Below are 13,482 nucleotides of genomic sequence, written 5' to 3'. Positions count from 1 at the left end.
GCATGAGAGCGGGCGTACTTCTCTTGTCGGCGCTGCTGTTGACGGCCTGTGGGGGACAGGAGGACATGGATGAGTATGTCAAACAGACCAAGGCCAGAAAGCCGGTACCGATCGAACCTTTGCCGGAGATAAAGCCCTTCTCGCCCATGGTCTATCAACGCAGCGATCAGCGCAGTCCGTTCATTGCACCCCAGCCGGAAACCAGTTCCAGGCTGGACGCCAAGGCCAAGCCGGACTGTGCCCAGATAGTGGCCAATCGGGAAAAGGAGGTGCTGGAACGCTACTCGCTTGCCAGCCTGAGCATGAAAGGCTCCATCGGCAAGCAGGGGCAGTTGTGGGCATTGATCAAAACCCCGGACGGGCAAGCCGTGCGCGTCGGGCTCAATCAGCACATGGGGCTGGATCAGGGCAGGGTCATCAAGATAACGAACACGCATGTTGACTTGATGGAGACGGTACCGGATGGCAAAGGATGCTGGGTCACCCGAGAAACCCAGCTGGCCATGGCCAATCTCGACGCAAAACTATGATCAGGGATGAGCAGAGATGAGAACAACAATAAGAAGGATGACCGGTGTGGCGCTGCTGTGGCTGGGCGGATGCACTCAGGTGTGGGCAGTACCCGCGTTGCAGGAGGTCAAGGTGAATCCCCTGCTGGCCGATCAACTCCTGCTGGAGCTCAGCTTCAGCGAACCGGTCAGCGGTTTTACGGACAGGTTGACCTATGAACCCAATCAGCTTCTGCTGCACGTACCCGGGGCCATCGGTGCCCTGACGGTCAATCCCCTGCCCATCAAGCAGCAAGGGGTGAACAACCTCCTGGTGGAGGGGAAGGGGCAGGGGCTCGACATCAAGATCGCCCTCGATCAGCTCACCCCCTATCAGGTCCATCAGCAGGGCAATAAATTGCTGGTGGCGCTGGGAGACAAGGCAGGGCAGCCGGTCGCTTCCTCGGCGGCGCCTGTTGCAGCCAGCCAGTCTGCGCTCGTCAGAAGCCAGCCGGTGACTCAGTCTGCATTGATTGACACCCAGCGAGTTGCCCAGAACCAGTCCCAGTATCAGGCTCAGCCGGCTATGGCTTCTACGCCTACTGTGGCTCCTTCGCCCGTTGCCCCCGGCAAGCCGGTGTTGTCCGTGTCTCAGGCAAACATGGGGGGCGCCTACTTCAACTCGGTCAAGGGCGTGGATTTTCGCCGTGGCAAGGAGGGGCATGGGGAGTTCCTCGTGACGCTGGACAACAGTTCGGCGGCGGTGGATGTCAGCAGCCGTGGTCAGAAAGTGCTGGCCAAGTTCCACGGTACCCGGGTACCTGATGATCAGCTCAACCTCATCAATGTGCAGGACTTTGCTACCCCGGTCTCCCAGGTGGAGGTGTTCCGTCAGGGCAATGACACCCTGTTCGAGCTCTCGGTGAACGGCCAGTTTGACTACCGTTACGATCAGGCCGACAAGATGTTCATCATCGAGGTGAAAAAACGGGTGGCCACCACGGCGGCGAAGCAGTATCAAGGCAAACCCATCTCATTGAACTTCCAGGACATTCCTGTTCGTACCGTGTTGCAGATCATCGCCGATTTCAACAATCTGAACCTGGTGACCACGGACTCGGTTTCCGGCAACATCACGCTGCGTCTCGATGGCGTGCCCTGGGAGCAGGCGCTGGACATCATCCTCAAGGTCAGAGGGTTGGACAAACGGCTGGACAACAACATCCTGCTGGTGGCACCGGCGGACGAGATTGCCGCTCGCGAGAAACAGCAGATGGAGAGCCGCAACCAGGTAGCGGATCTCGCTCCCCTCTACACCGAGTATCTGCAGATCAACTATGCCAAGGCATCGGAAGTGGCGGCCCTGCTCTCCTCCGAGAGCACCAAGCTGCTCTCCCCCAGAGGGGCGGTCAGCGTGGATGAACGTACCAACGTGCTGGTGGTCAAGGACACGGCGGATGTCATCAGCAACGTCAAGCGGATGCTGGATATCCTCGATATCCCGGTGAAGCAGGTGGTGATCGAGGCGCGCATGGTGACCATTGATGATGGTTTCGATGAGGCACTGGGGGTGCGCTGGGGTGTGACCAAGACAGACGGTCATGGCAACGGCACCTCGGGCACCATAGAGGGTAATGATGGCGCCGGAAACAATGATGGCAGTTCCACCATCACTCGCCCCAACGTAGAAGACAGACTCAACGTCAACCTGCCGGTGACCAACGCGGCCGGCACCCTGGCATTCCAGGTTGCCCGTCTTGCCAATGGCACCCTGCTGGATCTTGAGCTCTCGGCTCTGGAAAAGGAGAGCAAGGCCGAGATCATCGCCAGTCCGCGTGTCACCACGGCCAACCAGAAGCCGGCCCTGATCGAGCAGGGGACCGAGATCCCCTATGTGGAGTCCTCTTCGAGCGGGGCGACCTCGGTCACCTTCAAGAAGGCGGTGCTGAGCCTCAAGGTCACACCGCAGATCACCCCGGACAACAGGGTGATCCTGGACTTGACCGTGACTCAGGATACCAAGGGTGAAACCGTGCCGACCGGGACCGGGGATGCGGTGTCCATCAACGCCCAGTCCATCACCACCCAGGTGTTGGTCAACAACGGTGAAACTCTGGTGCTTGGCGGCATCTATCAACAGACCATCAAGAGCGATGTCAGCAAGGTGCCGCTGCTGGGGGATATCCCCGGGTTGGGCTATCTGTTCAAGAAAACCACCAGTGAAAACAAGAAGCGTGAACTGCTGATCTTCGTGACCCCGAGGATAGTGACCGACGCCCTCTGAAAACTTTACTTGTGAGAGTAAAACACATATAACCTTACGCCCCGATGAGGCTGGGGCGTAAGGGCTGCGGTTGCCAGTCCTGGTTTCTACTGAGATAATCCCCCTCCTGATCCAACGCAAGATAAGGTTCATAGGTACCCCGGTCGAGTGTTTACCGGGGCCATACAGTTTGTAATTACTAACGAAAAGACATGGCTGAGAAACGCAATATTTTCCTGATAGGTCCCATGGGTGCGGGCAAGAGCACCATAGGTAGACATCTGGCAGAACAACTGCACATGGAGTTTTTCGACTCAGATCATGAGATTGAGCGCCGCAGTGGTGCCGATATCGGTTGGGTGTTCGATGTTGAAGGCGAAGAAGGCTTCCGGATCCGCGAAGAGAAGGTGATCGGTGAGCTCGCCGAACAGCAGGGGATCGTGCTGGCAACGGGTGGCGGTGCCATCAAGAGCCGTGAAACCCGCAACAAACTCTCCGCACGCGGCATCGTGGTCTACCTCGAAACCACCATTGAAAAGCAATTGGCGCGAACCCAGAGAGACAAGCGTCGTCCCTTGCTGCAAACCGAAGAGCCGCCCCGTGAAGTGCTTGAGCGTCTTGCGCAAGAGCGCAACGCCCTGTACGAAGAGGTTGCCGATTTTGTCATCCAGACGGATGACCAGAGTGCCAAAGTTGTCGCTAATCAAATCGTCAAGTTGATTGGTATGTAATTCATTAGAGGACGTCCATGGAAAGGTTGAAGGTCGAACTGGGTAAACGCAGCTACCCGATAGAGATAGCTGCCGGTCTGCTGCAACGCCCCGAGGTACTGGCGCAGACGATCAAGGGCAAGCGGGTCATGATAGTGACCAATACCGTGGTCGCGCCCCTGTATCTTGAACAGATCATTCAGTTGCTGTCCGGTTTTCAGGTGGAACACCTGATCCTGCCCGATGGCGAGGCCTACAAAACCCTGGCGACCTTCGAGCGGATCATGTCTGCTCTGCTGGAAACCAGCCATGGTCGTGATACCACTCTGATCGCTCTGGGGGGCGGTGTGATAGGTGATGTTGTCGGCTTTGCTGCGGCAAGCTACCAACGAGGCATTCCGTTTATTCAGGTGCCTACCACGCTGCTCTCCCAGGTTGACTCTTCCGTCGGCGGCAAGACCGCCGTCAACCATCCTCTCGGCAAGAACATGGTGGGTGCCTTCTATCAGCCCAAGCATGTGATCATCGATACCGACTGCCTCAAGACCCTGCCTGCCCGGGAATTTGCCGCCGGCATGGCCGAGGTGATCAAATACGGCATCATCTGGGATGCCGCCTTCTTCTCCTGGCTTGAAACCAACATGACTCGCCTGCAGCGCCTCGACGGTGATGCACTCTCCTATGCCATTCGCCGCTGCTGCGAGATCAAGGCCGATGTGGTCGGTCAGGACGAGACCGAGCACGGCGTGCGCGCCTTGCTGAACCTGGGACATACCTTCGGCCATGCCATCGAGGCGGAGAAGGGTTATGGCAACTGGCTGCACGGTGAAGCCGTGGCGGCGGGAACCATGCTGGCGGCCGAGACGGCCCTGGCCCGTGGCGACATGACGGTGCAAGAGGTGGCACGAGTCCGCGATCTGCTGTTGGCCGCCGATTTGCCGGTCAAGGCACCGTCCGATATGGATTTTGCCGCCTTCATTCGCCATATGCGCCGTGACAAGAAGGTGCTGGAAGGCAAGCTGAGGCTGGTGCTGCCGATCGGGATCGGACAGGCCCAGGTCGTGGCCGATGTGACAGACGAGCAATTGATGGCGGTGATCGAGTCTGGTCGTGACCACTAATAAATTGCTCAAGCTGCCTTCTCAGCGGCAGTTGGTTGACCGGCTGCTGCACCTGATCGAGTTCAACCACCCTTTTGTTTTTCTCTCCGGCAAGCCAGGCAGTGGCCGTGGCACACTGTGCGAGTCGCTGCTTGCCCAACTGCCCGATGCGGTGCGGGTGGCCAGCCTCATCGGCAGCCCGTCCATGAAGATGGCGGATGTGCGCCAGTTGCTGTTGCAGCAGGTGGTGGCACGTCCCCTGTTCAACGCGCAGGATGCCCTGGCGGACAGCTTCTTTCGCATGGTGGGTGACAAGCCTGCCAGACTGCTGCTCATCATCGAACGTGCCGATACCTTGCCTGCCGAGCTGGTGGGGGAGTTGTGGGCGCTCTGTCGTCACAACGATACCCTGGCATCTCCTCATAAACTGGCCATCCTGCTCTCGGGTGATGACGCCTGGTGTCGCAACCAGAAGGCGCTCCTCAAGGGACGAGCCATGCCAGCCCTCGAGCTGGAAGTCGCGCCACTGAGCGCTCCTGAGCAACGTATCTTCTTGTATGAGAAGGCCAAAGAGCTCAAGATCCCGACAGCCCTCTTGCCCAAGCCGAAAGTGGAAGAGATCCTGAATGGGGCGGGCGGACATCCGTCAGCCATCATGCAGTTACTGGAGGATACCATGACCGACAGAAGGCCCAAGAAACGTCAGGCCGAGTTGCCCGTCAAGAAGATAGCGATCGTGCTTGCCCTGTTGGCGGGCGGGTTGCTGGCCCTGAGCTATCTGCCCCTGTTCGACAGTGCAGGCCAGGACCCCGCCCAGGCACCGTCCCAGGGGACGGCGTTGCCCGATCCCGTCTCAAGCGATCCTGTGAACGTCGGTGCGGCGAGCGGGGCTTTGGGTACTCAGGCGAACAGTGGCGCCGCTGCCATCCCGTCAGGGAATCAGGTTGCCCGCGATTGGCAGTCCGATGCCAAGCCCTTGCCCAAGAAGGTCGAAAGCGAGACGGTCACCACGGAGTCAACCAACTATGAGGGGCGCCGGGTCGTCATCTCCGACGAAGTGGTCGAGAAATTGATGAACCAGCCGAACGTCAGCGGCGCCTTGCCCACGGCCGTGGTGGATGAGCTGGTGGGGAGCGGTTCCCGTGCGGTCCCGACCGGAACGACGGCCCAGGTCAAGAATCCGGCCCCGAGCAGTGTCCCGGCCCGGACAGAGGCTCAACCGGCCAGTGGCGCGCAGACAGCGCCGGTCGCGGCCCCAGCGGCCAAGGTGGCGTTGACGCCGGTGGCGACTCTCAACAAGAAGCCGAAGAATCACTACAGCATCCAGTTGATGGGGGCGAGCAACACCAAGGCGGTAGACAGCTTTGTGGCCGAGCATGGCTTGGCGGGCAAGGTGTGGGTCTACAAGACCCGTTTCCGTGGCAGTCCCTGGTATGTAGTGGTGCAGGGAGACTACGCCAGCAGTGCCCAGGCCAAGGCGGCCATTCGCAAGCTGTCACCTGCCTTGCTCAAGGGACAACCCTGGCCCAAGTCATTCGCCCAGATACAAAAAGAATTGAAGCAATAGCCAGCCACCCGAAGAAGGGGGTAGAATCACCCCCCTTTTTTGGGCATAGCCTTGTCAACACCGGACTTCCATGAAAAAAACACGCGCGTTTTTAAAATGGGCCGGGGGAAAATACTCCCTGGTCGAAGAGATCGCCGAGCGTTTGCCGGCCGGGCGTGTGTTGCTGGAGCCCTTCGTCGGGGCGGGATCCGTGTTTCTCAACACGGATTACGACGCCTATGTGCTCAACGACATCAATCCGGATCTCATTGGCCTCTACAACCACCTCAAGCAGCAGCCGGACAGCTTCATCAGCGAGGCCCGCAAGCTGTTCGTGGCCGAGCACAACCACAAGACCGCCTATTATCGGCTCCGTACCCAGTTCAACCAGACCGCGGCCGGTTTTGAACGGGCTCAGTTGTTCCTGTTTTTGAATCGCCATGGTTTCAACGGCTTGTGCCGTTACAACAAGAAGGGGGGGTTCAACGTTCCCTTCGGTTCCTACAAGAAACCCTACTTCCCGGAGAAAGAGCTGTGGGCCTTTGCCGAGAAGGCGCAGAAGGCGACGTTCATCTGCGAAAGCTATGCCGACGCCATGGCCCGTGCAGAGGAAGACTGGGTGATCTACTGCGATCCGCCCTATGCCCCCCTCTCCACCACGGCGAGTTTCACCACCTATTCGGCGGGCGGTTTCACCCTGGACGATCAGGCGCTGCTGGCCAGGCTGGCTCGCCACACCGCCGCCCATAAAGGGGTGCCCGTGCTCATCAGCAACCATGACATCGAGTTGACCCGCGAGCTCTATCGTGGCGCCCGGCTCGACGAAATCCTGGTCAAGCGTACCATCAGCCGCAACGGCGGTAGTCGCAACAAGGTGGCTGAGCTGCTGGCGCTCTATCCGCCCGGCATCGAGCCCGAACAGGGCTATTATCCCGGTGAGGCGGAGCTGGTTGCCGTCGGCTGAGTGAACAACGGTCCCTGAGGGGGCCGTTGTCATTTCTGATGCTGCCTCTGGCATTCCGTGAGCCGCGCCTGGCATCGTTTGCCGGCGATGGTGCTGGAGCGGCGTGTTCTGTAGATGCGGGTCGTTTTCATCGCCCTTTTGCGATAAAATTGCGCCGTTTTTTCTGCCACGCTGCCAATGGATGACGCTGATGAAAGACTTTCTGATTGCCCCCTCTATCCTCTCCGCCGACTTTGCCCGTCTGGGTGAGGATGTGGCCAAGGTGCTGGCCGCCGGGGCCGACGTGGTCCATTTCGATGTGATGGACAACCATTATGTCCCCAACCTGACCATCGGCCCCATGGTCTGTCAGGCGCTGCGCGATTACGGCATCGAAGCGCTCATCGACGTGCACCTGATGGTCAAGCCGGTGGATCGCATCGTGCCTGATTTTGCCAAGGCCGGTGCCAGCCTGATCACCTTCCACCCGGAAGCCTCCGATCACGTGGATCGCACCCTGGGCCTCATCAAGGAGCAGGGTTGCCAGGCCGGTCTGGTGCTGAACCCCGCGACCCCGCTCAGCTGCCTGGAGTACGTGATGGACAAGCTGGACGTGATCCTGCTGATGTCGGTCAACCCGGGCTTTGGCGGTCAGAGCTTCATCCCCGGCACCCTCGACAAGCTGCGCCAGGTGCGCCGCCTGATCGACGAGAGCGGCCGCGATATTCGCCTGGAAATCGATGGCGGCGTCAAGGTCGACAACATTCGCGAGATTGCCGAGGCGGGTGCCGACATGTTCGTGGCGGGCTCTGCCATCTTCGGCAAGCCGGATTACAAGGCGGTGATCGACCAGATGCGCGCGGAGCTTGCCCATGTCCGTCGCTGATCGCCCCTTTGACCTGGTGCTGTTCGATCTGGATGGCACCCTGATTGACAGCGCCCCGCAACTGGCGCTGGCGGTCAACCGTACCCTGGCGGAGCTGGGGTTGGCCGAGGCCGACGAGTCCGTGGTGCGTACCTGGGTCGGCAACGGCGCCGACAAGCTGATCCAGCGGGCTCTCGATTACCGCGACGCCCCGGAGCAGTTTGCCAAGGCCCGCCCCCTGTTCGACCGTCACTATCAGGCCTGTCTGCTGGAAGGCCTGGCCATGTATGACGGAGTGGCCCGGAGCCTGCGCCGTCTGCAGGGGCTGGGTTACCAGCAGGCCGTGGTGACCAACAAACCGAGTCACTTCGTGCAGCCCATTCTGGAGGCCCTCGGCATCAGCGACTGTTTCGCACTCTGGCTCGGGGGCAACTGCGTACCCGTCAAGAAGCCAAGCCCGGAGCCGCTGTTGCACGCCTGCCACGAGCTGGGTGTCAGCCCGTCCCGCACCCTGATGGTGGGGGATTCCGAAAATGACGTACTGGCCGCCCAGGCCGCCGGCATGAAGGTGGTGGGGCTCACCTATGGCTACAACTATGGCCGCCCTATCGCAGACTCGCGCCCCGACTGGGTTTGCGAGCAGTTTGCCGAACTCGACGCCCTGCTGGTCTGATCCAGACCGGGCTGGCGGATAACAAGGATTACTACTCTGATGACTAAACCAATCGTATTGAGCGGTGCCCAACCCTCGGGCCAGCTGACCATCGGCAACTACATGGGGGCCCTGCGTCAGTGGGTCAGCATGCAGGATGATTTCGACTGCCTCTATTGCATCGTCGATCTGCACGCCATCACCACTCGCCAGGATCCGGCCGCCTTGCGCAAGGCGTGCCTCGACGCAGCCGCCCTCTATCTGGCGGTGGGCATCGACCCGGCCAAGAGCACCGTCTTCATCCAGTCCCACGTGCCCCAGCACGCCGAGCTCGGCTGGATCCTGAACTGCTACACCCAGATGGGCGAGCTGTCGCGCATGACCCAGTTCAAGGACAAGTCCGCTCGTTTCGAGAACAACGTCAACGTCGGCCTGTTCGGTTATCCGGTGCTGATGGCGGCCGACATTCTGCTTTATCAGGCCAATCAGGTGCCGGTTGGCAATGACCAGAAGCAGCATCTGGAGCTGACCCGCGACATCTGCACCCGCTTCAACAACCTCTATGGCGAAGTCTTCACCCTGCCGGAACCCTTCATTCCGACCGAAGGGGCCCGGGTGATGAGCCTGCAGGACCCGACCAAGAAGATGTCCAAGTCCGACGACAACGAGGCCAACTTCATCGGCTTGCTGGAAGATCCCAAGCAGATCGTCAAGAAGATCAAGCGGGCGATGACCGACTCCGACGAGCCGGCCGTGGTGCGTTTCGATCCCGAAAACAAGCCGGGGGTCTCCAATCTGCTGACCCTGATGTCCGGTGTGACCGGCCGCTCCATCCCGGAGCTGGAGCAACACTTCGAAGGCAAGATGTACGGCCACCTCAAGAGTGAAACGGCCGATGCCGTGGTCGCCTTGCTGGAACCCATCCAGGCGCGCTTCCGCGAGCTGCGTCAGGATGAGGCCCATCTGCAGGCCATTTTGGCGGCTGGCGCACAAAAGGCGCGTGAAAGGGCTGAAAAAACCCTGATCAGCGTATATGATGTCGTCGGCTTCGTTCCTCGAGCCTGACATACTGGGAAGGTGTAGTAGAAGAGAGCTGGGTGGATGCCTGGCTTTCTTTGTTTTACACCTTCCGGTTTGTCGCAACCTCCCCCAATGTCAAACACGGGCTTTGCCCCAAGAGAAAGCATGTCTGTCGAATCACAAACCCTGAGTGAAGAGTTGGGTGACAAGGGTCACTGGCTGCGCAAGTTTCGCAAGGCCAAGAGCCTCAATACCTTGCAGTTGATGGTCTCCAACGCCATCGACAAGCACCACAAGACCCCGGCCATCGCGGCTGCCATCTATCTGGCCGAGTGCCAGCGGGAACGGGAACTGGAACAGGGCCGTTATCTGGACCGCTGAGGTCCGTTGCCAGCCCTTGCCAAGGTGACTCCTTCCCATCTGCCTGTCACGTCCTGTGCCCTTTTCCCGGTCGCCTCCCGTCTCTTTTACCTTGCCATCCTGACATGGAGTGGTTGATGCTGCCCGGTCGGGGACAGGCCCACCGCCGGGTGGGGTCGACAGGCCTGGATCGCCATTGAAGAGCGGACAGACTGCACAGCAGGTGAGGTGATCGCCGGTTTATTAACGCAAAGAGACATGCCAGAATGCGCGGCGTTTGTCTGCCCGCGCTCGCAACGGGTTGTCCGATCACCGTCTCTGTCTTATTCCCAGGGTGTTTGCATGCTGCTACTCATCGACAACTACGACTCCTTTACCTGGAACCTGGTGCAATACTTCGGCGCTCTGGGGCAAGAGGTGGTGGTCAGGCGCAACGATGAGCTGAGCCTGGAGGAGATAGCCCGGCTTGCACCCCGCCATCTGGTGATCTCTCCCGGCCCCTGCACGCCAAACGAGGCGGGCATCTCTTTGGCCGCCATCTCCCGTTTTGCCGGCGAGATCCCCATCCTCGGCGTCTGTCTCGGCCATCAGTCGCTGGCACAGGCCTTTGGTGCCCGGGTGGTGCGTGCCCGTCAGGTGATGCACGGCAAGACTTCTCTCATCCGTCACAAAGGGGAGGGGGTGTTCAAGGGGCTCAACAACCCGCTGCGGGTGACCCGCTATCATTCTCTGGTGGTGGAGGCGGCGTCGCTGCCCGACTGTTTTGAGGTCACCGCCTGGAGCGAACATGCCGACGGCAGCCAGGACGAGATCATGGGGCTGCGGCATAAAACACTGGCGCTGGAGGGAGTGCAGTTCCATCCGGAAAGCATCTTGAGCGAACAGGGGCACCAGTTGCTGGCCAACTTTTTGGCCGTTTCCTGAAAAAATTGCGATGTCTGTCTCAAAACCGTCATGAGGCAAAAAAAAATTTCCCTGAGACTTTATTCACCCTCCTCCCTGTCCAAATTATCTCTTGCCAACACCCCCTGAGCCGTTATGCAATGCGGTTGCCTAAAATCTCAAAGGCAATCGAACATTGTTCCTTATAGGCGGTTAAGTTACAGACTTTTTACTTTTTTTCTGTGATAATTCCGCCACGTTTACACGGATTTAACTTTTGGGCGGTGGATTATTCTGCCGCGAGATAGCAGGAGAGCAATATGTCAGAGTTGTTGGCAGTGACACGTGAAGTGTTTGATGAAGTGATGGTTCCCAACTATGCGCCGGCCAAAATCATCCCGGTGCGCGGCGAGGGGTCACGTGTCTGGGATCAGGAAGGCCGCGAGTATGTGGATTTCGCGGGCGGGATCGCGGTCAATGGCCTGGGCCATTGCCATCCCAAACTGGTCGAGGCCCTGAAATCCCAGGGTGAGAAGCTGTGGCACCTCTCCAACGTGATGACCAACGAGCCGGCCCTGCGCCTGGCCAAGAAACTGGTCGCCGCCACCTTCGCCGAGAAGGTCTATTTCTGCAACTCCGGTGCCGAAGCGAACGAAGCGGCCCTCAAGCTGGCCCGCCGCTACGCCATCGAGAAGTTCGGGGCCCACAAGACCCAGATCATCGCCTTCCACCAGGGCTTCCACGGCCGTACCTTCTTTACCGTCAGCGTCGGCGGCCAGGCTACCTACTCCGATGGCTTCGGTCCCAAGCCTGCCGACATCACCCACGTCGCCTACAACAACCTGGAGGAGCTGGCTGCCGTCATCTCCGACAACACCTGCGCCGTGGTGATGGAGCCGCTGCAGGGCGAGGGTGGCATCATCAGCCCCACCGACGAGTTTGCCAAGGGCGTGCGCGAGTTGTGCGACAAGCACAATGCCCTGCTGATCTATGACGAAGTGCAATCCGGTGTCGGTCGTACCGGCGAGCTGTTTGCCTATATGGGTCTGGGCATCACCCCGGACATCCTCACCAGCGCCAAGGCGCTGGGCGGCGGCTTCCCCATCGGGGCCATGCTGACCACCACCGAGATCGCCTCCCACCTGAAAGTGGGCACTCACGGCTCCACCTACGGCGGCAACCCGCTGGCGTGTGCCGTGGCCGAGGCGGTGATCGACGTGGTCAACACCCCGGCAGTGCTGAGCGGCATCAAGCAGCGCGAGCAGCTGTTCCGCGCAGGGCTGGAAGCCATCAACGCCAAGTACCACTGCTTCAGCGAAGTGCGCGGCAAGGGCCTGCTGCTGGGCGCCGTGCTCAACGATGACTTCAAGGGCCGCTCCCGCGACTTCCTGCTGGCCTCCATCGATCAGGGTCTGATGGCGCTGGTTGCCGGTACCAACGTGGTGCGTTTTGCTCCCTCCCTGGTGATCCCGGAAGCGGACATCAAGGAAGGGCTGGCCCGGTTCGAGAAAGCGGTCGCTCAGGTGGTCAACGCCTGATCCAAATTGAGGTGGGGAGCCCTCCCGGCAGGAGCCGGGACCCCACCTGTCGTCAATGAAAGGGAGTTGTCATTTATGTTGGTTATCCGTCCTATCGAGCAGCGCGACTTCGCCGGCCTCAAGACCTGTGCCATCGAATCCGGCACCGGCATGACATCCTTGCCGGTCAACGACGAGCTGCTGCAACGCAAGATCGATGCCTCGACCCAGACCTTCCTGGACAAGCCCGCCGGCAAGGGCGAGTGCCTCTATTTCTTCGTGGCCGAGGATCTGGAGACCGGGGAGATGGTCGGTACCTGCGCCATCGACGCGGCGGTCGGCCTGTCCCAGGCGTTCTACAACTATCACATCGGCAAGGTGGTGCACTCCTCCCCCAAGCTCGGCATCTACAATGTCGTGGAAACCCTCACCCTCTCCAACGACTACACCGGCAATTCCGAGCTCTGCACCCTGTTTCTGCGTGAATGCGCCCGCGAGGGGCTCAACGGCCGTCTGCTCTCCAAGCACCGTTTCCTGTTCATGGCCGAACACCCCGAGCTGTTTGACAGTACCGTCTTTGCCGAGATGCGTGGTGTCTCCGATGGCAACGGCCACAGCCCCTTCTACGAGTGGCTGCAAAAACATTTCTTCTCGATGGATTTTCCCACCGTCGACTATCTGACCGGCATCGGCAAGAAGCGCTTCATCGCCGAGCTGATGCCCAAGTACCCCATCTACGTCAATCTGCTGAGCAACGAGGCGCGCGCCGTCATCGGCAAGACCCACGAAAAGACCCGGCCTGCCCTCAAGATGCTGCAGGATGAGGGGTTCGTGAATCGCGGTTATGTCGACATCTTCGACGCCGGCCCCACCGTCGAATGCGAGGTGAAGAACATTCGCAGCGTGCGCCGCAGCCAGAAGCTGGCGGTGCTGGTGGGTGAGCCCATCGGTGGCCATACCTACCTCATCTGCAACACCAGGTTCGAGCAATACCGCGCCTGCTACGGCAACATCCGGGTCGATCTGGACAAGCACGAAGCCATCATTCCGCCCAAGATGGCGGCCGCCCTCAAGGTGGAAAATGGCGACATGGTGCGCGTCGTCGATCTGGATTGACCCGCCCCGCAGCACAGCAT

At 59.9% G+C, this 13,482-nt stretch carries 13 protein-coding genes; all 13 read left to right on the top strand.

The genetic code is table 11. The features are described from left to right. Positions 1–2: 2 nt before the first annotated feature. Complete coding sequence (locus I6L36_RS07480) at positions 3–530, top strand: pilus assembly protein PilP (protein ID WP_039039609.1); 528 nt, start codon at positions 3–5, stop codon at positions 528–530. A gap of 16 nt (positions 531–546) precedes the next feature. Beyond that, entirely contained in the window at positions 547–2,772 is a 2,226-nt protein-coding gene (locus I6L36_RS07475; protein ID WP_109111867.1) for a type IV pilus secretin PilQ, read from the top strand. Positions 2,773–2,963: 191 nt separating this feature from the next. Further along, positions 2,964–3,482 carry a shikimate kinase AroK gene (gene aroK, locus I6L36_RS07470; protein WP_010673824.1) on the top strand — a complete coding sequence of 173 codons (519 nt, stop codon included), beginning with the start codon at positions 2,964–2,966 and terminating at the stop codon, positions 3,480–3,482. Between the two features lie 17 nt (positions 3,483–3,499). Then, on the top strand, positions 3,500–4,582 hold the full coding sequence (gene aroB, locus I6L36_RS07465; protein ID WP_216987098.1) for a 3-dehydroquinate synthase: 1,083 nt from the start codon (positions 3,500–3,502) through the stop codon (positions 4,580–4,582). Beyond that, on the top strand, positions 4,572–6,128 hold the full coding sequence (locus I6L36_RS07460; RefSeq protein ID WP_109111868.1) for an SPOR domain-containing protein: 1,557 nt from the start codon (positions 4,572–4,574) through the stop codon (positions 6,126–6,128). Before aroB ends, I6L36_RS07460 begins: the two co-directional genes overlap by 11 nt. Positions 6,129–6,198: 70 nt before the next feature. After that, positions 6,199–7,071: a Dam family site-specific DNA-(adenine-N6)-methyltransferase gene (locus I6L36_RS07455; protein WP_053288713.1), complete on the top strand. Its 873-nt coding sequence runs from the start codon at positions 6,199–6,201 to the stop codon at positions 7,069–7,071. Positions 7,072–7,261: 190 nt separating this feature from the next. Further along, a complete protein-coding gene (gene rpe, locus I6L36_RS07450) occupies positions 7,262–7,936 on the top strand; it encodes a ribulose-phosphate 3-epimerase (RefSeq protein WP_041212569.1) in 675 nt (224 codons plus the stop codon). Next, entirely contained in the window at positions 7,923–8,588 is a 666-nt protein-coding gene (locus tag I6L36_RS07445) for a phosphoglycolate phosphatase (RefSeq protein WP_010673829.1), read from the top strand. The genes rpe and I6L36_RS07445 overlap by 14 nt, the downstream gene beginning before the upstream one ends. 39 nt (positions 8,589–8,627) lie before the next feature. Next, positions 8,628–9,632 (top strand): tryptophan--tRNA ligase, encoded by a 1,005-nt coding sequence (gene trpS / locus I6L36_RS07440; RefSeq protein ID WP_010673830.1) that lies wholly within the window; start codon positions 8,628–8,630, stop codon positions 9,630–9,632. Between the two features lie 120 nt (positions 9,633–9,752). Further along, on the top strand, positions 9,753–9,968 hold the full coding sequence (locus tag I6L36_RS07435; protein ID WP_010673831.1) for a hypothetical protein: 216 nt from the start codon (positions 9,753–9,755) through the stop codon (positions 9,966–9,968). Positions 9,969–10,289: 321 nt separating this feature from the next. After that, positions 10,290–10,871, top strand: coding sequence for an aminodeoxychorismate synthase component II (locus I6L36_RS07430; protein WP_041215622.1), 582 nt, complete (start codon positions 10,290–10,292; stop codon positions 10,869–10,871). Between the two features lie 278 nt (positions 10,872–11,149). Beyond that, the gene (locus tag I6L36_RS07425; protein WP_109111869.1) at positions 11,150–12,367 is read left to right on the top strand and encodes an aspartate aminotransferase family protein; all 1,218 of its coding nucleotides are present in this window, start codon (positions 11,150–11,152) and stop codon (positions 12,365–12,367) included. 75 nt (positions 12,368–12,442) lie between these two features. Continuing rightward, positions 12,443–13,462 carry an arginine N-succinyltransferase gene (gene astA / locus I6L36_RS07420; RefSeq protein WP_039039587.1) on the top strand — a complete coding sequence of 340 codons (1,020 nt, stop codon included), beginning with the start codon at positions 12,443–12,445 and terminating at the stop codon, positions 13,460–13,462. Positions 13,463–13,482 lie beyond the last annotated feature (20 nt).

Source organism: Aeromonas sp. FDAARGOS 1406, assembly GCF_019048565.1.
GTDB classification, from domain to species: domain Bacteria; phylum Pseudomonadota; class Gammaproteobacteria; order Enterobacterales; family Aeromonadaceae; genus Aeromonas; species Aeromonas caviae.
The sequence above is the reverse complement of the archived record's forward strand: the minus strand, read 5'-3'. Positions and strand labels throughout refer to the sequence as shown.

What these genes read in the sequence shown, in the direction of transcription:
- I6L36_RS07480 (WP_039039609.1), top strand. Translation starts at nt 3, where the DNA reads ATGAGAGCGGGCGTACTTCTCTTGTCGGCGCTGCTGTTGACGGCCTGT.
- I6L36_RS07475 (WP_109111867.1), top strand. Translation starts at nt 547, where the DNA reads ATGAGAACAACAATAAGAAGGATGACCGGTGTGGCGCTGCTGTGGCTG.
- aroK (WP_010673824.1), top strand. Translation starts at nt 2,964, where the DNA reads ATGGCTGAGAAACGCAATATTTTCCTGATAGGTCCCATGGGTGCGGGC.
- aroB (WP_216987098.1), top strand. Translation starts at nt 3,500, where the DNA reads ATGGAAAGGTTGAAGGTCGAACTGGGTAAACGCAGCTACCCGATAGAG.
- I6L36_RS07455 (WP_053288713.1), top strand. Translation starts at nt 6,199, where the DNA reads ATGAAAAAAACACGCGCGTTTTTAAAATGGGCCGGGGGAAAATACTCC.
- rpe (WP_041212569.1), top strand. Translation starts at nt 7,262, where the DNA reads ATGAAAGACTTTCTGATTGCCCCCTCTATCCTCTCCGCCGACTTTGCC.
- I6L36_RS07445 (WP_010673829.1), top strand. Translation starts at nt 7,923, where the DNA reads ATGTCCGTCGCTGATCGCCCCTTTGACCTGGTGCTGTTCGATCTGGAT.
- trpS (WP_010673830.1), top strand. Translation starts at nt 8,628, where the DNA reads ATGACTAAACCAATCGTATTGAGCGGTGCCCAACCCTCGGGCCAGCTG.
- I6L36_RS07435 (WP_010673831.1), top strand. Translation starts at nt 9,753, where the DNA reads ATGTCTGTCGAATCACAAACCCTGAGTGAAGAGTTGGGTGACAAGGGT.
- I6L36_RS07430 (WP_041215622.1), top strand. Translation starts at nt 10,290, where the DNA reads ATGCTGCTACTCATCGACAACTACGACTCCTTTACCTGGAACCTGGTG.
- I6L36_RS07425 (WP_109111869.1), top strand. Translation starts at nt 11,150, where the DNA reads ATGTCAGAGTTGTTGGCAGTGACACGTGAAGTGTTTGATGAAGTGATG.
- astA (WP_039039587.1), top strand. Translation starts at nt 12,443, where the DNA reads ATGTTGGTTATCCGTCCTATCGAGCAGCGCGACTTCGCCGGCCTCAAG.